Consider the following 19,230-nt stretch of genomic DNA (forward strand, 5'->3'; position numbering starts at 1 on the left):
CCTGATCCCAAATTCTCAACGGCGAGGCGGATGACCATGGCCAAGATCACGCGTCCGAAGCGCAAGAATCCGATCCTGCGCAGCCGCTTCCCGCCTCCGCCAGCGCATCGAGCGTGTCCTAGACGTGGCGAAGGTCAGGGGGCTCCGCTCCGCCGAAAATCCGGCCCGTTGGCGCGGGCACCTTGAGCTGTTGCTCCCGAAGCGAGCGAAAGGCTCACGCGGGCATCATGCCGCCCTGCCGGTCGATCAGGTGCCGGTTGTTGTTGCCGGCCTCCGTGCGACCGGTGGCGTCTCGGCTCTTGCGCTTGAATTCACGATCCTGGTGGCGTGCCGAACGGGCGAGACAATCGGGGCGAGGTGGAGCGAAATCGACCTTGCCGCGAAGGTCTGGAGCATCCCGGCCGGCAGGATGAAAGCCGGTGTCCCTCACCGTATTCCGTTGGGGAAACGCGCGGTTCAGATTTTGACCGCAATGCTCGCGCTCAAGAGCGCCGACGATGGCTTTGTGTTCCCTGGCGCCAAGAAAAATCGCCCCCTCAGTCAGATGGCTCTCGCGATGGCGTTGAGGCGGCAGGGATTTGAGCACGTCACCGTGCATGGCTTTCGAAGCACATTTCGCGATTGGGCCGGTGACCGGACCCAATATCCCCGAGAGGTTATCGAGCAAGCTCTCGCACATCTGGTCGGCTCTGCAACAGAGCTTGCCTATCGGCGATCGGATGCTTTGGAAAAGCGTCGAAAGCTCATGGACGAATGGGCACAACACTGTGAACCAAAGGCGCCGGGCGTTGTAACGCCCCTCAAGCGGGCCGGCTAACCGGCTCCAGGACAAAGACCCGGCCGGGCTCTCTCGCAAAGTTATCCCCGAAAATGCGCGCTGACTTTTCAGCTATTCGCGAAGCCTTGCCCCGACCTTCTAGGGCGCGATTGCTCTTGAACGCGCGCGGACGGTTTCCTAGTATCCCGAAGCCGCCTGATCCGCGTGCGGCCGAACAGATGAACTTTGCAATTTTTCGCAAACTCGTCCGGAGGCCGCACTACTATGCCCGAAGCACGCTTGCTTTCCGTTGCGGAAGTTCTCGCAACGCTCGGTATCAGCAAAACCAATCTGTACAAAAACATCATCCGCACGGGTCGGCTCCAGCCGGTGCGGATCGGCCGGGCCGTTCGGTTCCGCAGCCGTGACGTTGAGGCGCTTATCGCAGGAGTGGGGCCGGAGGCCGGCCGATGAGCGCCTCCGCCCTTGCACGGCTCCATGCTGAACGGCTCGCGGCCCGGGCCGCCCCCTGCTCGGGCTGGCTTGCCCGGAGCGCCGCCCGCCGCATCCTTGACGAGCGGGGGGGCTGATGGGCGACATTCTCCGCCTCCCCGAAGCTCCCCCGACCGGCCCTCACGGGCCGGTCGGGGCTGGCGCTGTTGTTAAGCTGCTCCCCGGCGCCGTCGAGCGCTTCCGGGTCGGGCGATGCCATAGTCTCGCGCCGTGGGTTCGGCGCGAAGCCGCGCTCTGTGTTCTCGGAAAGACTTCGTGGCGCAAGGTCGGCGAGAAAATTGATCTTTGGACACTCGATGTCCCGGAGCCCCTTCGGGGAGCTTTGATTGACGAGCTGCGCCAGATTGCAATCGATGCGCGGCGAGGATTTGAGGGCGTGCTTGCCGGCGAGCCGATCGGGGCCGGCGGCACCGGCCGGCCTGGGCAGGGGGGGCGGTGCTGCATGAACATCCCCTTTCGGAAACTCGTTCCGGCTCCCGCCCGGCCCCCGGATCAAAAAAGCGGAACCCCGACGCGTGCGACCGCGCCGGGGCTCAAGTCTTCCATCGATGTGCAGTCGAGCAACAAAACATACCCGATCGATCTTCCGATCACAAGCAAGATTACGGACATCGGAACGCGTTGGGCGAAAGGCGAACGGATCGCGGCAGCGCGTCGTGGTGACTTGATCAGGCTCGTTGAACATTGGCGACAAGACGGTGTGTTGCCTCCAGATCCTGCCGGGCTCGCGGATGTTGCCGCGAATGCGCTGATCTTCAAACATCGGCAGGATCTGCGGCACGTTCATATCTTGGAACTGCTCGACGATCTTGTCTCGGAGGCCGTCGCTCGCAGAGCGACCGCGCGGGCTTTGCGGCGGTATGCGGACAGGGGGCCGGATTTTGGGCTGATCTCGGCTTCTGATGCTGGCGAGCGGGTCGGGCTCGAACGGGGCGAGCGGCAGGAACTTGTTCTCAGGACGCTCGCAGCGTCAGATGAAACCCGCGAAGAGCGGAGCCGGTTTCAGACGGAACGCAAGCGTCGGATGGACCGCGAGCGGGTCCGCGCCAAACGTGAGGGCGCGTCGCGGCCCGCATCGCTTGAAGCGATGCGCCCGTGGGTCGCGGCTGGCGTCAGCCGCGCAACATGGTTTCGGTCGCGGTGTTCGGACGGGCACGAGGCGGCCGAAGACGCGGCGGTGCTGCGGTTGATCGAAAATGCCGAGGTTTGCGGATTGGCGCTTACGACAGGTCGCGCGGCCAGTCGGCTGGCCGATCTGCCGGCAGCACGCGGAATGCCGCCGGCCGTGATCTCACGAGCGATCTCGCGCTTGATCGCGGGAGGCGCCGTGTTCGTCGAGGTTACGGGTCCGGCATCGAAACCGAAAGCCGTTGTCCGGCGGGCGCGGGGTCTGTGGTGACGGGTCCCACGTTCCGAACCGTGAGACTGTTTCTGTCGCCGACTGTCTATAATTACATTATCAGCGACAAAATCAGTCTCAGGTTTCGGAACGTGGGACCGGGGCGGCGCGTGAGGCGCCGCCTCTTCGTCTTGGATACGAGCACAAGCCATCGGCATGCGGCGATGCCCGGTCGGTTTGGCCGAACCGTGTCCCGCGATCGGGTCGCGGCGCACCCGCCTCGCACGGCCCGCCGAGGCCGTGCCGCCATCCCGTTCCACCGTCAGAGCCGCCCGCAGGGCCGTCACGCGCGGCGCTTGGCGCCGTGCCGTCCGCTCGCAACCGCTCCGGCCGGCCGGCAGGGATGCCCCATGCCCCCATTCCTCAACGACAGCTCGGGTCCTTTCGACCCCCCCGCCCCCTCCCGGGCTGCAGGCGCAGTGCCGGTTTCCAGCGTATTCCCCCCCTCGAAATCCACGTTTCCATTTCCGAAAGGAAGTCTAATGACGAAATACCGCCTCCCTGAACACGTCTCGGCTGGAGAACTCGCCGATCTTGTCGGCGTTGATCCTCGAATGATCCGGTTTTACGCGGCGCGTGACGTAGCGGTCCGGACCGACCGCGGACAATATGATTTGCGTCAGAGTATCCGCAATTTGATCTCTGAAGCTCGAAGGACGGGCGAGCCAAACGAAAACCGAAAGGCCGAAGCGCGCCTGAAAGAAGCGCGCGCCCGTGAGGTAGAACTCCGGATTGCCGAACGTAATCGCGAGCTGATCCCGATGGATGACGCGATGGAAGTCGTCGATGGTCTGATGGGGTTGATCCGAGACGAGCTTTCGATGCTGCCCGCTCGACTGACGCGCAACCTCGATGATCGCGCGAAGATCGAGGCCGAGATTGACCAGATGCTCGGGCGCTTCGCGGATCGGGCGCAGCTCGAAGCGGATCGCTGCGGATCGGGAGGGGGCGCTCATAGATAATCCGGCGATCCAGGTTCGGCCGTGCTGCCCGGCCGTCATCGGCCAATCGGCACCGCCCGTCGTGGTCGTCGGCGGCGCGTGCGATCGAGGCCCAGCCGTCGCCCTGTCGGCGGTCGCGGAGGTCCCCGCCGATCGTTGGCGGGGCGATCGGTCGAGCGCGCTTCACGAGGCCGGTCATGTCATCCTGGCCGGCGCACTGGGTCTTCAAGTGGCCACCGTGACGTTGGTCGGGCACCCGCACATGGAGGCCGAACCGAGCCAGTGGCTCTCCCCGGCGCAATCGGTTGCACTCGATATTGCCGGGCACATCGCCGAGCGATGGGGCCGGCGCCTGATCTATCGGCCGAATGATGCTGAACTAGGGTGGTTCATTAGTGCCGTAACGGAATGCACGGCTGGTCAATGTGACGGATGCAGCGCGATCCGGACAATCATAGTTGAGCTTCGCCACCCGAAGTATAACGCGCCCTTTCTGGCGCGTTATCGTGAAATCGAACTCGCGACAATTGAATTCGTGACGCATCGAAGGGTCTTCAGGATCATCGAAAGGCTCGCGACAGCGCTTCTCGAACGCGGTACACTTGCGGGTGACGAAATTAATGCGCTGATCGGAGCTGATATTTCCGCGCTTGATGTCAGACTTGTTGTCTAGATGAGGTCCCGCGTGAAAAATATCTTGAAGCGACTTGCGACCGGGCCGGAGCCCGCGCCGAAGGCCGAGAGTGAGCGTTTGCGCGAACGGGCGCAGGCGGCTGAAGTTGCCGGGGCGGCGGCTGATGCTGATGCCCGGCGGGCCGAAGCGGCGCTCCGGGCCGTGATCGTGTCCGGTGACGAGGCGGAGGTAGAGCGAGCGGAGCGGCAACTTGATGCGGCTTTGAAGGCGTGCCGTCGGCACAGGATTGCTGCGGAAGAGCTGGCCGACGCTGCCGACCGCGCACAGGTGGCCGAGCGCGAAAAGGCAGCGCTCGACGAAGCGGACGCGGCCGATCGCGAAGCCGAACAGGTCGCGAGCGAGCTTAAGCGCCTGTATCCCGAGTTGGTCGGGAAGCTCGTTGACCTTCTGGCGAAGGTTCAGAACTCCGAAAATCGTTGTCGCGAAGCCGAAACGTTGCTCATCGCGATTGGAAAGCATCGGCACATTGCGGGGCCGCAAGAGCGATCCTTTCCAGGGCCGGCCGGGCTCTTCGTCCCCGAGCAAATCGTTGCGGGGCTGAAGCTGCCAATGCTCCTCGGCGCCAGTGGCGAAACCTTGGATGTGCCGTGCTGGCCGACCGATGGCGGCATCACGATGCCGCCGCCTCCTCCTAGCGCCGCCCCCGAGCCCCGCCCGCATCCGGGCGGGCGGGGGCCATGGGGGTGAGCTAGAACGGGCTCGGTCGGCCCGGCAATCGATCTCCGGGGCGGGCTGGCCGAAGCGGCGGAGCGTGCGGGCGCTCCGCCGCAAATCTTCGATAGATCAATAGGTAAGCGCTATGTCGACCCTGCAATCAACGCTCAAGATGCTACTTTTGGATGGCGTTTCTGGGCCGGCTGCAACCATTTCGCGGTCGCTCCGGGGGCTCGATGCCGCCGCCGCTGGAGCGGCTAGGAGGCTGAACGGCCGGCAAGTGGGTTCTGGGGCGGGCATGCTCGCGGCCGGAGCAACGATCGGAGCGGCCGGGGCCGCGCGAACCTACGGAAGTGCAGCCGATTACGATCGACAGTTGAAACGAATTTTGATCACGGCCGAAGCCAGCGATGCCGAGATGACGCGGGTTCGGCATCAAATCGCGACGCTCGCACAAGAAACTGCCGTCCCGATCGGGTAAGTTACTGAAGGTCTTGATAGCCTTGTGGCGGCCGGTCGTTCCTTGCCGGAAGCTTTGGCATTTCTTCCGAGCGTCGTCCGGACCGCGCAGGCTTCGGGCTCTGACGTAACCGATATCGCGAAGACTGCCGATGCGGTCGGGGCGCAAATGAAAATTCGCGCCGAGGACATGCAACAGGCGTTCGACGCCATGGCGAAAGCCGGTAAAGCGGGCGAATTCGAGCTGAAGGACATGGCCGAATACTAGCCTTCGATTGCGGCTCTTGCGGGTGAGAAAGGTTTTCGTGGGCAGAAGGGCTTGAATGAACTTTTGGCCATGCTTCAGATGATCCGAACCGGTGCGGGTAGTTCTGGAGAAGCCGCAACTTTTTCAATAAATATGCTTCAGAAGATCTCGCTTGACGAGACCGCAAAGAAATTCAAGAAGTTTGGCGTTGATATCAAGAAGATCATGGCCGATACGCGCAAGCAAGGCGGCAATGAATTCTTGGCAATGATGGACGCGATTGATAAGGCTGCCCAGAAGGGCGCGCAGGTTAGTGATCTCTTCCAGGATCAACAAGCGCAACTCGGATACATTGCTTATCGAAATGCTCGCGGGATGCGCGAGAAACTGTTGCGCGAGATTGGTAGTTCGGCCGGAACGGTCGCGAATGATCTTTCTCGGATCGTGAATGACAGCAAATCCGCAATCGATCGGCTGTCGAATTCATGGAACACGATGACCAATACGCTCGCCATGAGTGCCGACAAGGTCGGGGTTCCGGTTGGTCTCCAAAATCTCGCGACCGAGCTGGAGAAGATCGCGGGGATTATCGAGAAGATCAATTCGGGCGATCTCGCGGGAGCCGGAAGGAAGACCGCGCAATACCTCAGCGGCGAGACCGATGACGATCGGACCCGGCGGCGCCTCCAAAATGCGCTCGACAACGAGCGAACCGCGCGGGCGGAAGCGCCCGACAGCCCGGAGGTCGTGCGGCTCCGGGCGCAGCTTGCAGCCCTAGAGGCAGATGATCGGGTGCCAAACCGGGGCGAGCGAGTGCGGGCGCTTCGTGAACGCATCAGGATCGCCGAGGGGATGGCCGGGCCGCGAAACGAGCGCGCGAATGAATGGCGACGCCGCGCAGCGCAGGAAGCCGTGAGTTTGCTGCCCCCGCTCCCCGAAGGTCCAACGGGTCTTCCGACCGAGCTGATCCCCTGGAACCGAGGCCTCAGGGGCGGCGCTCCGAACAAGGCCGGCATTCGACCCACGCAAGGATTTTCGACCCGCAGCCAGCGCGAGGGCGTCGAGAAGTCCCAGGACAACAACGGGGCCATCACGGTTCCGGTTTTGCTCGACGACGTAAGTCTGACGGCCGCAGCCGCGCAGGCTCACGCTGCAGCGCAGGGCCTCGTGAACTCCATGCCGCCCATTCGCTTCAAGGCGGAGGTTCTGACGCCTTCGATCTCGGGCCAGATGGGCTCTACGGTGAGCGGCCGCGTGCAGGGCGCTCAGTCTGACACTGGCTCCAGGATGGGACCGCGCTGATGCTCGATATTGAAGCCGAAATCGCAAAAACCTGCGTCGAGATTGAATATTTGACGGCGCTGGTCTGCGAACACGATATGGGGCACGTCCGAGAGGGTCGCGAGACCGAAAACGTGCTCGCGCTTCGGGACCGGTTGGCGCGGCTTCGGGCGCTCCTGGGCGCGGACATGCTCGACGCTCCGGAAGGGGAGCCCGACGAAACGAGCTGATCGGCGGCATCGGCTCCAGGCCGAGTGACAAGCCCGGCCGAGCGCTCGGTTCACTCTCCAGGGGCGGCCCATCTCTTGCCCCCCAGTAGCCCCTAGACGGCCGTGCGGGCTCGACCACACCGGGACAGGCCGGAAGCCCGTCAGAGAATGCGCTCTCGGGCCTCAGGCTGGCGCATCGGGACCATGTCGGGGTGCTCGCGACCGGCCGGCCCGGCATGGTGACCTGCCCGAGCGCTGAATGCCGGCCGGTGGATCTACCTGCGGCCCTGGCGCGCATGGTCTCGGGACTGCGGGGATGGCGTCTTCGCCACGCTCGAAGGGGAGCCCGAGGCCGATCGGCCTCCGGGGCGGATGGAATGGCATTCCAGCCTGGCTGCGAGTATCAGGCGCCCGTTCGGGGCTTCGGGCGCAAAATCATTCCGATCAGGTCAGGAAGACGGGTCCACAAAGCCGATTATCCGATGCGGCGTTTCCGATTGGAGAAGCTTTTCGGCTTCGCGGCCGGTTCCGACCTGCCAGAAGTGTGCTTTTAGAAATACGAAGGCCCACCAAGAGGACGTAGCGTCCTCTGGATCCCTTTGATGAAAGTAAGAGAAGGTCTCACCCATCTGCCGACCTGGAGCGAGCCCTCTAGTGGCGAATAAGGCTCTAATATCGGGAACAAACTGATAGGCGATTTGGGTTTCAGCCGGCAATATGCTTCGGTAATTGAAGAAATACAGAGCACGAACCAAGCGCGACATTACGCGCAAGAATAACGCGTCTGGAAAGTCCACGACACCCACATTTCTTATCTGACCTTTTTCGTCCACAATATCCCGGCGCTTCATATCACCAAGGCGCGCGAGCAACTTACGATTTGAGCGAAGTATCGGCACAGATTTTTGCCGCCAATAGTCATATCGGTACGGCTCCCCCGCACCCGCCAGAATGCTCAGATAGGGCACGAATTCGGCATCATCAGTACTGAAAGCAGAATTGCAGGGGCGGCACGCCCTGACTATGATCATCCGAGGCTTTCTTCCCGCAAACCATACTTTGGGCGGGCAGTGTTCATCCGTTAAATTTTCGGTGGCACCGCAGTAGACGCATGGTCTGGGGCCGAGTGCCGCCATTTTTTTCTTCGCTTCGCCCATCTTAAGCTCCGGGTATCCGGTTCATCTGCCCGGCATGAACAGCACCATGCAAGTGTGCTGACAATCTGCCGATCGGGGGCGAAGTCTCGCAGCCTTATGGTTGAGATTGCCATGCGGGTGACTACGCATGACAGAATGACGCATCAGCGCTGCCATGCGAGGAAATCGGAGGATCGAGGGGCGCCCGAAAGTGGGACGCGAAATGGGACCGGGCGCGATCTTGAGAAATGAGACCGAATGATTTCAATTAGTTAGGTCATTTGTTCGACAGACACCCCGTCCGCCATTTTGGCCAAAATGATCAATTTTGCGAACGGCCTAGCGCCGAATGCCGCCGATTTCCCGGTATTCTTCTCGCTTGCGCGAAAGGGCTGAGCTGCGCGCAGTGAACGGGATCGTGACCGCGGGGAGCATATTTTTATCCGGGTGTAATTGACGGCGATTTTTATCCGGGTAATAAGGGGCATCCCATTTGGACGAGCGCGACATGTCCGCCCCCTGCACCCAGCCCTGCACTGCATTTGCTGGCCGACGATTGCTGATTTCCGGGTCGCGGGCGGATGTTGCCATTGCGGTTGCGCGCTCTGCGAAGGTGACAGAGGCGGCTCTGGCGTTCGACGATGCGACAGGTGCTGTCATCGATCCTGATCTGCGCGGCTGTGATGCGGAGATTCTCCAGCGGCTGGCGGAGCCTCCGAGACCTTCGGTGGGTCGCGATCGCCCTGACGCTGGCGCGACAGCTGGAGCGGCGGGCGGCGGACAGACCACGCGCGGTCGCCGCAAATTCGGTGTTGTCACCCGCGAAATGACCTTGCTGCCAAGGCAGTGGGAATGGCTGGCGACCCAACCGGGTGGCGCGTCCGCAACGCTGAGGCGCCTTGTCGACGATGCTCGCAAGGCAGTTCATCCACGCCAGCGCAGACGAGCGGCGCAGGAGGCCGCGTATCGCTTGATGCAGGCGATCGCCGGCACCCTGCCCGGCTACGAGGAGGTGACCCGCGCCCTTTTCGCGGACGACCGGCACGCGTTCGAAGAGCGGATCGGACCTTGGCCGCAGGACATCCGGACCTATGCCGTGCGGCTTGCCTTCGGTCCTTTCACTCAAGCCTCTACAACGGGGCGAGACGGTCAATGAGCAGGTCGGAACCCGCTTCATCTATCGAGCCGACGCAGGACGCCGGCCGGCTGTTCGTGCAGCGCGACTTTTCCGGTCCCGTCGTCATGCTCAATCTGCTGAAGTTCAGGAATGTTGCCGACCATTCGGGCCATCCCGAGGTGGCGCCGGCCATGCCGATCAGCGGTGCCGAAGCCTTCGATCGCTACGTCCGGCACACACTGCCGATTTTGCGGGAAAGCGGGGGCGATGTCCTGTTCCACGGCGAGGGTGGCCCCATTCTGATCGGCCCCGCCGACGAACGGTGGGACATGTCGATGCTGATCCGCCAGGCCAGTGCCGCTTCCTTTCTCTCCTTCGCCGGCCACGCGGAGTATCTCGCGGGGCTCGGCCATCGCGTGGCGGCAGTGGTGGACTCCCGCCAAATGCCTCTTTCGGAAATGCCCTATCCCACTGGCACGGAACGGACGCGGTCATGAATATCGCAAAGGCGAATGGCATCGAACTCGCGTGGGATAGTTTCGGCAATGCTGATGCTGAGGCGATCCTGCTGATTTCCGGGCTCGGCACGCAGATGATCCGTTGGAGCAGTCCCTTTTGCACGGAGCTCGCCGCCAGGGGGTATCGCGTCATCCGCTTCGACAACCGGGATGCCGGCCGCTCCATGCATTTCCGCATGTCCGCCGCGCCGGATTTCGGAGCGTTGGCTTCCGCATTGATGGCCGGACGCCGGCCTGACGTACCCTATACGCCTCACGACATGGCGGCCGACGCAATCGGTTTGCTCGATGCGATCGGCATCGCACGGGTTCACGTCGTCGGACGGTCGATGGGCGGAATGATCGCGCAGATTCTGGCGAGCGAATACGCCGACCGGGTCCTTTCGCTCACCTCGATCATGTCGAGTACGGGAAATCCGGCCCTTCCACAGGCCGCTCCCGACGTTATGGCGATGATGATGCGTCCGACTCCGGATCCGGATGTCGATCCCGATGGCTTTTTGACAGTGCGCCTCGCCTTCGCGCGCAGGATCGCCGGCATGGCCTATCCGTTTGACGAAGACGCCCATCGCGCCCTTCTGCTGGAAGAAGCGGGATATTCCTACGATCCGGCCGGGACCGCGCGGCAGATCGCGGCGATGGCTGTAGCGGGAGACCGACGGGCCCGTCTGGCGACGATTACTGCGCCTGCGCTCGTCATTCATGGAACGGACGACCCGCTGATACCACCGGCCTGCGGCCAAGATACGGCGCTTTCAATTGCCGGCGCTATCTACAGGCCGATCGAAGGCATGGGACACGACCTGCCGCCCGAATCCGACGAGGCGGTGATCAACGCAATCTGCGCGGTGGCGCATAAGGGATCGCGCCATCCAAGCGCGTGATGCCACCCGCGGCCCGCCGGAACCGCCCACTACCCGCTATGGCCGCCGAATCCCGCACAACGGATAGTATCTCCATGAGTATCAGAGGCTTATAGCAAATTCATAGTTCTCATCTTCATCGGGCACTGCCCGCCACTTGGGCAAATATCGCCTTTCGGACGAGCAATTTGCCTGGAATAGCCCGAAAATCCCGTCGATCTCCGCATGCAATCGTACAACGCGGCGAACCATTGATTTGTTGCTGTTGCCAGCGGTTGTTTTGCGTCAGGGCCGTTTCCGAACAATAAGATTCGAAATACCAAAATCGAATTGCCGCCATGAAGACGCTGCGAATGGTCTTCAGCGCGCTCACGCACTTCCGGGCCGTCGCCACGCGCTTCGAGAAACACGGTGTCAACGTCCTCGCCCTCGTGACTCTGTCGCCGTCAGGATCTGGATGCGGTTCATGAGTTGGAGACATTGAGTGTCGCCGCGTCGTGTCATGCCCCGGACGCGCGCCTCCGGCCGAAGCCGGCCCTTTCGGACGGAGACCTGGATTGCTCCGGAGCGGGCTGGACAAGCCGTGCGGCGGCCCGGCACTGTGCAGGACGTGGTTCGGCCATGCGATCGGACGAACCGCCGGTCCTTCGGCCGGTGACCTTCCACGTCGACCGCGAACCTTTCGGACGGGCCGCCCCGACGGTTGATCGTCGCGCCGCCTGCCGACGGTGTCCGTCGATGTCGATCGGGGTGCCTGCCGGCGGATGGCCGGCCCGAAGCGGGCGCTGGCGCCGGAGCATGGTTGGACTGGACAGGCAGGACAGGGAGCGGGAAGGCGCCCATGCAACGCTCGGCGAATGCCGTGGACTTCTGGCGCGGCTTCGCGCTGATCGAGATTTTCATCAACCACATACCGGGCAATTTCTGGGAGCAGTTCACCCACAAGGCGGTTTCCCAGTCGGACGCGGCCGAACTTTTCGTGTTCCTGGCCGGCTGGTCGCTGACCTATGTGGCCGGATCAGCTGAGAAACCGCGTCCGGCGCACCAGTTGACCCTGCGGCTCTTTCTCCGTGCCGGGAAGCTCTATGCCGCCCATATGGTCATTGTCATGGCGGCGATCGCCATGCTGGCCGGCGCTTCGAAGGTCTTCGACAATCCGCTTTTGCTCGACTGGTTCAACGCATCGGCGGTGTTCACGGCGCCGGTGGAGGCCCATATCGGCCTGGTCTTCCTGACCTACCAATTGGGTTATTTCGATATTCTGCCGCTCTACATCACTCTGTTGATCATGGCGCCGTTCCTGATCCTCCTGCACCGCCGGTGGCCGGCGCTGCTGCTGCCGGTCTCGGGCGGCCTCTGGCTGGTCTGCCTGGTGGGGCAGTTCACCTTCGACGCATGGCCGACGGAGGGCGAATGGTTCTTCAATCCGCTTTGCTGGCAATTCGCCCTTTCGCTGGGCTTTCTGTGCGGTCTCAACCGGGGCCCGGGCGCCTGGATCCGGACGCATCTCACCACCATCCGCTGGCTCGCACTCCCGGTGGTCGTGGTGGCCGCCTGGGCGCGGTGGCACGGCTGGGAGATGGACCCGACCGCCGCGCCGGAACCCCACCTCCTGTTCGTCAACGACAAGAGCTTCCTGACGCCGGTCCGCATCGGCCAGTTCCTGCTTCTGGCGGCGGTCGCCTCCGCGCTTTGGGGGCCGGTCTCCCGGAGCCTGCCGGCCCTCGCGGACGCATTGGCGCTGCTCGGGCGTCATTCGCTGCTGGTCTTCTGCGTCGGCTCGCTGCTCAGCCTCGCCGCCCAGATCCTGCGATGGGCCCTTCGCGGCAGCCTGATCTCCGATACACTGATCGTCGTATGGGGTCTGGCGGTCCTCTTCTGCGTGGCAGCGGCCGCCGACTGGTGGGAACGTCAACGATGAGCCTGATCCGACAGAGCGTGCTTTTCGGGTTGTTGGCTGCCTGCCTTGCCGCCATCGGCGCAGCGCGCGCGGCGGAACCGGCGCTCGCACCACTGCCGGCCGAATGCGCGCAGACATCCGGCGACGGCAGTCCGGCGACGGCCCTGCCGAACCTGACGCGGGCGCTGAACGACCGGAAACGGATCGTGGTCTTGACCATGGGAAGCGCGGTGGTCAGCGGTGCGCGCAAGGGCGGCGACTATTACCGGCTGGTCGAGCGCTTCCTGGAGTCGACCTTCAAGGGGCTCGATGTCGTTCTGGTTCAGCGCGGCGTCTCCGGCGAACTGTCCCGCGACAGCGCCGACCGGATCCGGCTCGAAGCGGCGCGGTCCTCGCCGGATGTGGTCTTCTGGCAGGTCGGCACCGCCGACGCCCTGGCGGGGATCGATCCGGACGAGACGAAAGAGACCGTCCGAACCACGATCCGGTGGCTCAAGGCCCATCAGATCGATGTCGTTCTGATCGGCTTGCACTATACGCCGAGCCTCAGCAGCGACCCGCAATACCAGGCCATGCGCAAGGCGGTCGCCGATATCGCCCGCAGCGAAGGCGTGCTCCGGATCCGTCGCTACGAGGTCGGCGAGACGCTCGAGCGGCTGCGCCGCCAGCCCGACGAGGAGACGCTGTCGACCGATATCGCCAGCCTCGGCAATACCTGCGTGGCCGAGCTGCTGGCGCGATCGCTGGCGACCGGCCTGTTCGCGCGGCGGCAGCCGGGCACTCTCGACAAGGCGCCGGGCGGCGTACAATGATGCGGCGCCCGTCCGCCCGCGCGGATGCCCCAGGACCTGCCCGTCCGTGCGCGGATCGGCGATCGACGAGGATCGGAATCGACATGGCGGATGCCTCCTTCGCCGCCGACCGGGCCACGGCCGGCTGTTCAGGACGAAGCGCGGGTATCGGTCCTTGGCGTGCCGGCGGCCTTGCCGCGGCGGTCCTGGTCATGCTCGGGGTCGCTGTTCCCGGTGTCGTGCCCCCGGCGGCGGCGGTCGAAGCCGGGCGCGGCCCGGCCTGCACGGCGCCGACCGAGTTGCTGCGCACCACCCGCCCCCTGCCGCACTTCATGCGCAAGCTGACCGAGAACCAGCCGGTCAAGATCGTCGCCCTCGGCTCCTCATCCACATTCGGGCATGGCGCCACGTCTCCGGCGGCCAGCTATCCGGCGCGCCTCGAAGCGGAATTGCGCGCCCTCCGCCCCGGACAGGAGATTTCCGTCGTGAACCGGGGCATCAACGGCAACGTCTCGCGCGACGAAATGCTGCGCTTCGACCGGGACGTGATCGCCGAGCGGCCCGATCTGGTCATCTGGCAGGTCGGAACCAACACGCTCCTGCGCGGACAGGACATGTGGTCGGTGTTTCTGGATGTGCGCGCCGGGGTGCAGCGGCTGAACGCGCTCGGCGCCGACGTCCTGCTGATGAACCTGCAATACTCGCCGGAGGTTCTGAAGCGCGCGAACTATCCCGACATGCTCGATCTTCTTGCCGTTGCCGGCCGGGAGACGCGCATCGACGTGTTCGATCGGTTCGGCATCATGAAAAGCTGGTCCGAACGACAGCGCTACGGCTTCGACGTGTTCATCACGGCCGACGGCCTGCACATGAACGATTGGTCCTATGGCTGCCTCGCCAAGCTTCTGGCATTGACGCTGAACGCTGCCGCACAAGGCGCGACCGCCGGCCGCTGATCCGTCCTCCACTGATCCGTCCTCCGAGACCGCGCCGCCGTTCCGGTAGGCGAAGCCCGGACCATGGGGCGGTTCGGATTCGCCGAAGCGGATCGAAGCGAGAGGTGCGGCCTCCGTGCCGCCGCATCATCGGGCTTCTACGACCTCGTCGAGCCGTGCCCCGAGTTCGGCCAGGCTCGGCGCGATCTCCGCGGCAGACGTCTCGCCGGCACGCAGGATGCGCTCGACTTGCAACGCCGCTTCGCTGACGGTCTCAAATCCGAACAGGCCGGCGGCGCCGGCGAGCGCGTGAACCGTCTTGAAGAGATGGGTCAGCACCTCGGGAGAGACCGGCTCGCCGGCCTTCAGGTGACAGCGGATCGCGCGGACCTCCTCGGCATCGGTACGCGAGCGCTCGACGAATCGTCCGCGCAGCTGGCGCATCCGATCCTCGAAAGCCGAGCCGCCGGCCATAGTGCCCCCGAGAGCGTTCGGCAGATCGTTCATGACCGTTCGTCCTCTGCGAAAGTGCCCGCGTCGCTGGTTGCGAACCGAGAGTAGTTCTCCGGCCGATGCGCCGAGAGCCAGTCGAACAGCGCCTCGAAAGCCAGGGGTTGCGCGATGAAGTAGCCCTGCAGGTAGTCGACGCCAAGCCGGCGCAGATGGGCGAAGTCCTCGGCCCGCTCGATCCCCTCGGCCACGATGGTGGCGCCGCGGGCGCGGCCGATCTCAATGGCGCTGCGACACACCAGGTCGCGGAAGCCACCCTGTGAACAGCCGTCGACGAAGCGGCGGTCGACCTTCAACTCGGCGAAGGGAATTTGCATCAGGCGATCGATGTTGCTGTTGAGCGTGCCGAAATCGTCGAGCGACAGGCGGATGCCGTGAAGCACCGCGCTGGTGGCGGTGCCGCGCGCATCGACGACGTCGGTGAACGGGTCGAGTTCCGAGATCTCGAGGGTGACCGGCGGCCCGGCGTCGGTCACCCGTCTCAGCACCTTGAGGAAATCCGAAAAATGGTGCCGCTGCACAAGGTTCGAGGGAACGTTGATCGACACGGCGAGCAAAAGACCGCGGTCGGTCAGCGCCCGAGCGAGCGCTTCGGCCCGCGCCGCGGCCAGATAGGCGAGAGCATGGAGGTCGCGTTCGGAGGCGCCGCAGAGTGCCGCGACGACCGACATCGCGCCGCTGCCGGACCGGCCCAGGCGTGCCAGCAATTCGATCCCATGAACCTCAAATGTGCGGGCGTTGAGGATCGGTTGGTAGTGGAAGTCGACCGCTCCGTTCGCCAACGCCTCGGCGAGGGAGACGTCGTCGGGTGCCGGCGCCAGCGAGACGATCGCGGCGGCTCGCGGCGCCCTGTCGACGATCTCGCCCAGGCTGTCGAAATTCACCGGCTTGCGCAGCGTGCCGATGACGTTGAGGCCGAATTCGGCGCCGACGTCACGGGCGGCCTCGATGACCGGATCGGGGCCGCCGCTCACCAGCAGAACGCGTCCGGCATATCCGCGATCGGCGAGGTAGCGCAGCACCTCGACGCCGTCCCGCTCGCCGAGATAGAGGTCGACAACGACCAGATCACCACTTCCGGCGTTGTCGAGTTCGCCGAGATCAATCGCGTCACATCCGCGGACTCGATGCCCTCTGGACGCGAACCACGCCGCCATCAGCGACCGAACGAGGCTGTGATCCTCGACGATATACGTGACTTCTTTCAGGATCACCGGCCGATTCATCTCGGGCTTCACCTCTCGTTTGGCCCTTTATAGTTGCATTATATTGAATATATTGCCTAGAAGTTCAGTATTTATTCTCTTATACATATCGTATTCGCTCTTATGGGAACGCGATATGCCGCGCAATCACCCGCAGAATCCAATACCAGCAATTTTCCATGTAATTATTAATAGAGATAGCCCAAGTCCGTTCCCGGTTCTGTAGTGAACATTAAGAAAATTCAAACGATTCATATCTGAAGATTTGCGACGCCATCCGGCTGATCGGTCGGCGATCAACCTTGGGATACATCATGCCGATTTCGAGTCCACTCGACGAACGGGTCAAGCCGTCGACCGGGTTCGAAACACGGAATTATTTCGGCGCGAATGGATTGCGGCTGTCCGTGTATGGGGGTGAGACGTTCCAGACGACCGTCCGTAACGCCTTGCGCCAATTGAACTACGTGCCGGACTCCGAGTTCGCCGACAGGGACGCCGAGCGTATCGACCCCGGCTTCTGCGGGGCCGCTGCGACGGCCGAGGAGGTGCGCGACGTCCTGTTGATCGACGGTGGCTTGGACGACGCCATCGATCTCTGCCGCGCCGCGCCGGCCGGTGCCGCCAAGGTCTTCGTCGCCGGCCCGACCGGTTTCGACCAGCGCCGGCGGTGCGCCGAAGCCGGGGTCGATGCCGTCGTCGCCACCCCGCTCGATCTGCGCGAATTGGCGGAGTGGTTGGAATATTTTCGCGATCGCGAGGCACCGGAGCCGGCGCGGGTGCTGGTCGTCGATGACGACCGGTTGGCGGCCGAAATGGTCGCAGCGCTGTTGTGGGTTTGTGGCATCGAAACGGAGATCGTCACCGATCCGACCACGGTCTTCGAAGCCCTCGATCGCATCGCCTTCGATCTCGTCCTGATGGACCTGTCCATGCCGCAGATCGGCGGCATCGAACTGGCACGGATGATCCGCCAGAGCCGGCGCCATCTCTCGGTGCCGATCGTCTTCCTGTCGGGCGAGGACGATGCCGAGACGCAGATGGCCGCCCGCCGCTTCGGCGGCGACGACTTCATTTCCAAGCGCACCGATCGGAACCTGCTGGTCCGGCTGGTCGAGCTCCGCGTCGAACGGGCCCGGGTCCTGCGCAGCCTGATCGAACGCGACGGCCTTACCGGTCTCATCGACCATTCCCGCTTCCTCGAGAGGGTCGGTCAGGAGCTGGAACGGGGCCGGCGGACCGGATCGAACTGCACCCTGGCGATGGTCGACATCGACAATTTCAAGACGGTCAACGACACCTGGGGCCACCAGGCCGGCGACCATGTCTTGCGGCGCCTCTCGTCGGCGCTGACGGCGTGGCTCCGACGGACCGACGTTGTCGGCCGCTACGGGGGCGAAGAGTTCGGGGTGTTGATGCTCGACACCACCCCCGACCAGGCGGTTCCGGTGCTCGACAGCTTCCGCCAGCATTTCTCACGGCTCGACATGGTGGCGCGCGACGGTGCGTTCCGCGTCACCTTCAGCGCCGGCATCGCGGGTTCGACCCGTGCGAGCGAAACGGCCTCTCTGGTCGCGGCGGCCGACGCCGCCCTCTATCGCGCCAAGGCCGAGGGGCGCGACCGACTGGTCGTCGCCCCCGCGTCCGCGGGTCCGGTCCCGCAGCACACGCGGTCTTCGCCAACCGAATGGAAGGACGGTCACCGCAGGACGGATGGTCATGCGGCTCGGCCGCCGAGCGGCCGTATCCGGCGAACCGGTCCGAAGGAGGTTTCGGATGCAGACGGACATGAGAGACATCAAGTCTAACGAAGACATCGTCCTCGACGGGCGCCAGGTCTGCATCGTCGACGACGATGAACTCTTTCGCGGCTATCTCGCCGCTCTGTTGGCACAGCGCAACCTGGTGGTCCTGGAGGCGCCGGATGCGAACGGGTTGCAGCAGGTGCTCGACCGGCGGATGCCGGACTGCCTGCTGATGGACTACAATCTCGCTTCGGAGAACGGCCTCTTCATCCTTGAGCGGTTGAAGCTGCGCTATCCCTCCCTGGCGCCGATCATCATGGTATCGGCCGACGAGACGCAGCGCACGGCGGTGCGTGCCTTCCGCTCCGGCATCGCCGACTTCGTCTGCAAACGAAACCTCAAGCTCGAGGAAATCGTTGGCGCGGTGCGCCGGGCGATCGCCCTCCGGGTCCGCGACGAGGTGCGGGAGAAGGAGGTCACGCGCCTGCGCGAACACGCCAAATTCGACGAGTTGACCGGCATTCACCTGCGTGCCGGGCTTGAGGAACGGCTGGCGACCATCGCCGAGACGGCACGCCGCACCCGCCGGCACTACGGCATCGTCGCGTTCCGCCTGACCCGCGTCGGCGAGGTCCAGGAGCGGTTCGGCGTGGTCGCCGCCGATCGGGTGTTGCGCGCCTTCGGCCAGAAGCTGCGCGAACACCTGCGCGCGAGCGACCTGTGCGGCGTCTACGACCGCGGAACCTGCCTCTACGTCGTCGACACCGACCCGACGCCCGAAGCGCTTGACGTTTTGGCGCAGCGCGTCACGCCCAGGCTCACCGTCGACCTCGACATCAGTGCCGCCCACGTGCATCTGGAGGCGGTCTCCGCCCGGGTCCTGCATCCCGATGACGGTGACGCGCTGGCGGATCTCATCGCGCTGCTCGAGCGCCGCGTCGATCAGGCGACCGACGAGCATCTTCAGAACGCGACCTCTGCCACCGACTGGGTGCGGACGCCCAGCGCCACCGAGGTCAAGGCGGGGCTCGAGCGTCGGCGCGAGCCCCGGCTGCGGACGCTGAAACAGGGTCGGATCTTCCTCAACGGGCTGCAGTCGACGATCGACTGCACGGTGCGCAATCTGTCGAGCGGCGGCGCCAGCCTGCGCCTGCACGGCCCCACGGCGCTACCCGAACTCTTCCGACTGAAGATCTCCGACGGCGGCGCCGTCCGCCGCGTCCGCAAGTGCTGGCATTTCAACAACGACGTCGGCGTCGAGTTCCTTCCCGACTGAGCACCGCCGAACGAAGGAAGGGCGTCTTCGATGCGCCACGAGACCGAAAGCAGCTCCGAGTCGCACCAGGTTGCCTGGTG

20 protein-coding genes and 1 pseudogene are annotated in these 19,230 nt (G+C 64.2%); 15 read left to right on the plus strand and 6 right to left on the minus strand.

Translation table 11 applies throughout. The features are described from left to right. Positions 1 to 67 precede the first annotated feature (67 nt). The 3 genes from ABB55_RS28605 (at position 68) to ABB55_RS29450 (ending at position 2,669) form a co-directional block, all read left to right on the plus strand. Complete coding sequence (locus ABB55_RS28605) at positions 68 to 817, plus strand: tyrosine-type recombinase/integrase (RefSeq protein ID WP_083463229.1); 750 nt, start codon at positions 68 to 70, stop codon at positions 815 to 817. 225 nt (positions 818 to 1,042) lie between these two features. Beyond that, on the plus strand, positions 1,043 to 1,231 hold the full coding sequence (locus ABB55_RS28610; RefSeq protein WP_083463230.1) for a helix-turn-helix transcriptional regulator: 189 nt from the start codon (positions 1,043 to 1,045) through the stop codon (positions 1,229 to 1,231). A 115-nt stretch (positions 1,232 to 1,346) separates the two neighbouring features. Beyond that, the gene (locus tag ABB55_RS29450) at positions 1,347 to 2,669 is read left to right on the plus strand and encodes a hypothetical protein (RefSeq protein WP_152981862.1); all 1,323 of its coding nucleotides are present in this window, start codon (positions 1,347 to 1,349) and stop codon (positions 2,667 to 2,669) included. A gap of 479 nt (positions 2,670 to 3,148) precedes the next feature. Here ABB55_RS29450 and ABB55_RS00625 read toward each other — a convergent pair whose 3' ends face one another. Beyond that, positions 3,149 to 3,625, minus strand: a complete 477-nt coding sequence (locus ABB55_RS00625; RefSeq protein ID WP_054357074.1) for a hypothetical protein — start codon at positions 3,623 to 3,625, stop codon at positions 3,149 to 3,151. 364 nt (positions 3,626 to 3,989) lie between these two features. Further along, positions 3,990 to 4,763 carry a hypothetical protein gene (locus tag ABB55_RS29455; protein WP_152981864.1) on the minus strand — a complete coding sequence of 258 codons (774 nt, stop codon included), beginning with the start codon at positions 4,761 to 4,763 and terminating at the stop codon, positions 3,990 to 3,992. Positions 4,764 to 5,103: 340 nt separating this feature from the next. Here ABB55_RS29455 and ABB55_RS30710 point away from each other — a divergent pair, with 340 nt between their 5' ends. The 4 genes and pseudogenes from ABB55_RS30710 (at position 5,104) to ABB55_RS00645 (ending at position 7,175) form a co-directional block, all read left to right on the plus strand. Further along, complete coding sequence (locus ABB55_RS30710; protein ID WP_152981865.1) at positions 5,104 to 5,439, plus strand: hypothetical protein; 336 nt, start codon at positions 5,104 to 5,106, stop codon at positions 5,437 to 5,439. A 15-nt stretch (positions 5,440 to 5,454) separates the two neighbouring features. Continuing rightward, positions 5,455 to 5,685 (plus strand): annotated as a pseudogene (locus ABB55_RS00635) (phage tail tape measure protein); the annotation flags it as partial. 69 nt (positions 5,686 to 5,754) lie between these two features. Next, a complete protein-coding gene (locus ABB55_RS00640; RefSeq protein WP_152981866.1) occupies positions 5,755 to 6,966 on the plus strand; it encodes a hypothetical protein in 1,212 nt (403 codons plus the stop codon). Next, on the plus strand, positions 6,966 to 7,175 hold the full coding sequence (locus ABB55_RS00645; RefSeq protein ID WP_054357078.1) for a hypothetical protein: 210 nt from the start codon (positions 6,966 to 6,968) through the stop codon (positions 7,173 to 7,175). The genes ABB55_RS00640 and ABB55_RS00645 overlap by 1 nt, the downstream gene beginning before the upstream one ends. 428 nt (positions 7,176 to 7,603) lie before the next feature. On the opposite strand, the gene ABB55_RS29465 is transcribed toward ABB55_RS00645, so the two are convergent. Next, on the minus strand, positions 7,604 to 8,311 hold the full coding sequence (locus ABB55_RS29465) for a hypothetical protein (RefSeq protein ID WP_152981867.1): 708 nt from the start codon (positions 8,309 to 8,311) through the stop codon (positions 7,604 to 7,606). Between the two features lie 472 nt (positions 8,312 to 8,783). On the opposite strand from ABB55_RS29465, the gene ABB55_RS00650 reads away from it, so the two are divergent. From ABB55_RS00650 to ABB55_RS00660, 3 genes are read left to right on the plus strand one after another with little or no spacing between them, the layout of a single operon-like run. Beyond that, positions 8,784 to 9,446: a DUF2239 family protein gene (locus ABB55_RS00650; RefSeq protein ID WP_420848219.1), complete on the plus strand. Its 663-nt coding sequence runs from the start codon at positions 8,784 to 8,786 to the stop codon at positions 9,444 to 9,446. Next, a complete protein-coding gene (locus ABB55_RS00655) occupies positions 9,443 to 9,904 on the plus strand; it encodes a DUF1330 domain-containing protein (protein ID WP_054357080.1) in 462 nt (153 codons plus the stop codon). The genes ABB55_RS00650 and ABB55_RS00655 overlap by 4 nt, the downstream gene beginning before the upstream one ends. Further along, the gene (locus ABB55_RS00660; protein ID WP_054357081.1) at positions 9,901 to 10,809 is read left to right on the plus strand and encodes an alpha/beta fold hydrolase; all 909 of its coding nucleotides are present in this window, start codon (positions 9,901 to 9,903) and stop codon (positions 10,807 to 10,809) included. Before ABB55_RS00655 ends, ABB55_RS00660 begins: the two co-directional genes overlap by 4 nt. A 115-nt stretch (positions 10,810 to 10,924) precedes the next feature. Here ABB55_RS00660 and ABB55_RS29470 read toward each other — a convergent pair whose 3' ends face one another. Then, the gene (locus tag ABB55_RS29470; protein ID WP_152981868.1) at positions 10,925 to 11,161 is read right to left on the minus strand and encodes a hypothetical protein; all 237 of its coding nucleotides are present in this window, start codon (positions 11,159 to 11,161) and stop codon (positions 10,925 to 10,927) included. A 429-nt stretch (positions 11,162 to 11,590) separates the two neighbouring features. Between ABB55_RS29470 and ABB55_RS00665 the strand changes: the two genes are divergently transcribed. The 3 genes from ABB55_RS00665 (at position 11,591) to ABB55_RS00675 (ending at position 14,435) form a co-directional block, all read left to right on the plus strand. Then, positions 11,591 to 12,709 carry an OpgC family protein gene (locus ABB55_RS00665; RefSeq protein ID WP_152981869.1) on the plus strand — a complete coding sequence of 373 codons (1,119 nt, stop codon included), beginning with the start codon at positions 11,591 to 11,593 and terminating at the stop codon, positions 12,707 to 12,709. Beyond that, positions 12,706 to 13,500 (plus strand): SGNH/GDSL hydrolase family protein, encoded by a 795-nt coding sequence (locus ABB55_RS00670; protein ID WP_054357083.1) that lies wholly within the window; start codon positions 12,706 to 12,708, stop codon positions 13,498 to 13,500. Before ABB55_RS00665 ends, ABB55_RS00670 begins: the two co-directional genes overlap by 4 nt. A gap of 83 nt (positions 13,501 to 13,583) precedes the next feature. Beyond that, positions 13,584 to 14,435 carry an SGNH/GDSL hydrolase family protein gene (locus tag ABB55_RS00675; RefSeq protein WP_054357084.1) on the plus strand — a complete coding sequence of 284 codons (852 nt, stop codon included), beginning with the start codon at positions 13,584 to 13,586 and terminating at the stop codon, positions 14,433 to 14,435. A 126-nt stretch (positions 14,436 to 14,561) separates the two neighbouring features. On the opposite strand, the gene ABB55_RS00680 is transcribed toward ABB55_RS00675, so the two are convergent. Both ABB55_RS00680 and ABB55_RS00685 read right to left on the minus strand, forming a co-directional pair. Further along, positions 14,562 to 14,858, minus strand: a complete 297-nt coding sequence (locus tag ABB55_RS00680; RefSeq protein ID WP_200911987.1) for an Hpt domain-containing protein — start codon at positions 14,856 to 14,858, stop codon at positions 14,562 to 14,564. A gap of 59 nt (positions 14,859 to 14,917) precedes the next feature. Next, a complete protein-coding gene (locus ABB55_RS00685) occupies positions 14,918 to 16,150 on the minus strand; it encodes an EAL domain-containing response regulator (protein WP_054357086.1) in 1,233 nt (410 codons plus the stop codon). Positions 16,151 to 16,443: 293 nt separating this feature from the next. Here ABB55_RS00685 and ABB55_RS00690 point away from each other — a divergent pair, with 293 nt between their 5' ends. Further along, positions 16,444 to 17,937, plus strand: a complete 1,494-nt coding sequence (locus tag ABB55_RS00690; RefSeq protein ID WP_083463235.1) for a GGDEF domain-containing protein — start codon at positions 16,444 to 16,446, stop codon at positions 17,935 to 17,937. Then, positions 17,918 to 19,150, plus strand: a complete 1,233-nt coding sequence (locus ABB55_RS00695; RefSeq protein WP_054357088.1) for a GGDEF domain-containing response regulator — start codon at positions 17,918 to 17,920, stop codon at positions 19,148 to 19,150. Before ABB55_RS00690 ends, ABB55_RS00695 begins: the two co-directional genes overlap by 20 nt. The last annotated feature ends 80 nt before the right edge of the window (positions 19,151 to 19,230 follow it).

Source organism: Prosthecodimorpha hirschii (genome assembly GCF_001305515.1).
GTDB classification, from domain to species: Bacteria; Pseudomonadota; Alphaproteobacteria; order Rhizobiales; family Ancalomicrobiaceae; genus Prosthecodimorpha; species Prosthecodimorpha hirschii.

Excerpts from the sequence above, each read along its gene's own strand:
- ABB55_RS00660 (WP_054357081.1), top strand. The coding sequence starts at position 9,901 with ATGAATATCGCAAAGGCGAATGGCATCGAACTCGCGTGGGATAGTTTC.
- ABB55_RS29455 (WP_152981864.1), bottom strand. The coding sequence starts at position 4,763 with ATGCTTTCCAATCGCGATGAGCAACGTTTCGGCTTCGCGACAACGATT.
- ABB55_RS00645 (WP_054357078.1), top strand. The coding sequence starts at position 6,966 with ATGCTCGATATTGAAGCCGAAATCGCAAAAACCTGCGTCGAGATTGAA.
- ABB55_RS00680 (WP_200911987.1), bottom strand. The coding sequence starts at position 14,858 with ATGCGCCAGCTGCGCGGACGATTCGTCGAGCGCTCGCGTACCGATGCC.
- ABB55_RS00640 (WP_152981866.1), top strand. The coding sequence starts at position 5,755 with ATGCTTCAGATGATCCGAACCGGTGCGGGTAGTTCTGGAGAAGCCGCA.
- ABB55_RS29450 (WP_152981862.1), top strand. The coding sequence starts at position 1,347 with ATGGGCGACATTCTCCGCCTCCCCGAAGCTCCCCCGACCGGCCCTCAC.
- ABB55_RS00675 (WP_054357084.1), top strand. The coding sequence starts at position 13,584 with ATGGCGGATGCCTCCTTCGCCGCCGACCGGGCCACGGCCGGCTGTTCA.
- ABB55_RS30710 (WP_152981865.1), top strand. The coding sequence starts at position 5,104 with ATGTCGACCCTGCAATCAACGCTCAAGATGCTACTTTTGGATGGCGTT.
- ABB55_RS00685 (WP_054357086.1), bottom strand. The coding sequence starts at position 16,150 with ATGAATCGGCCGGTGATCCTGAAAGAAGTCACGTATATCGTCGAGGAT.
- ABB55_RS28610 (WP_083463230.1), top strand. The coding sequence starts at position 1,043 with ATGCCCGAAGCACGCTTGCTTTCCGTTGCGGAAGTTCTCGCAACGCTC.
- ABB55_RS00670 (WP_054357083.1), top strand. The coding sequence starts at position 12,706 with ATGAGCCTGATCCGACAGAGCGTGCTTTTCGGGTTGTTGGCTGCCTGC.
- ABB55_RS00690 (WP_083463235.1), top strand. The coding sequence starts at position 16,444 with ATGCCGATTTCGAGTCCACTCGACGAACGGGTCAAGCCGTCGACCGGG.
- ABB55_RS00695 (WP_054357088.1), top strand. The coding sequence starts at position 17,918 with ATGAGAGACATCAAGTCTAACGAAGACATCGTCCTCGACGGGCGCCAG.
- ABB55_RS00655 (WP_054357080.1), top strand. The coding sequence starts at position 9,443 with ATGAGCAGGTCGGAACCCGCTTCATCTATCGAGCCGACGCAGGACGCC.
- ABB55_RS00625 (WP_054357074.1), bottom strand. The coding sequence starts at position 3,625 with ATGAGCGCCCCCTCCCGATCCGCAGCGATCCGCTTCGAGCTGCGCCCG.
- ABB55_RS29465 (WP_152981867.1), bottom strand. The coding sequence starts at position 8,311 with ATGGGCGAAGCGAAGAAAAAAATGGCGGCACTCGGCCCCAGACCATGC.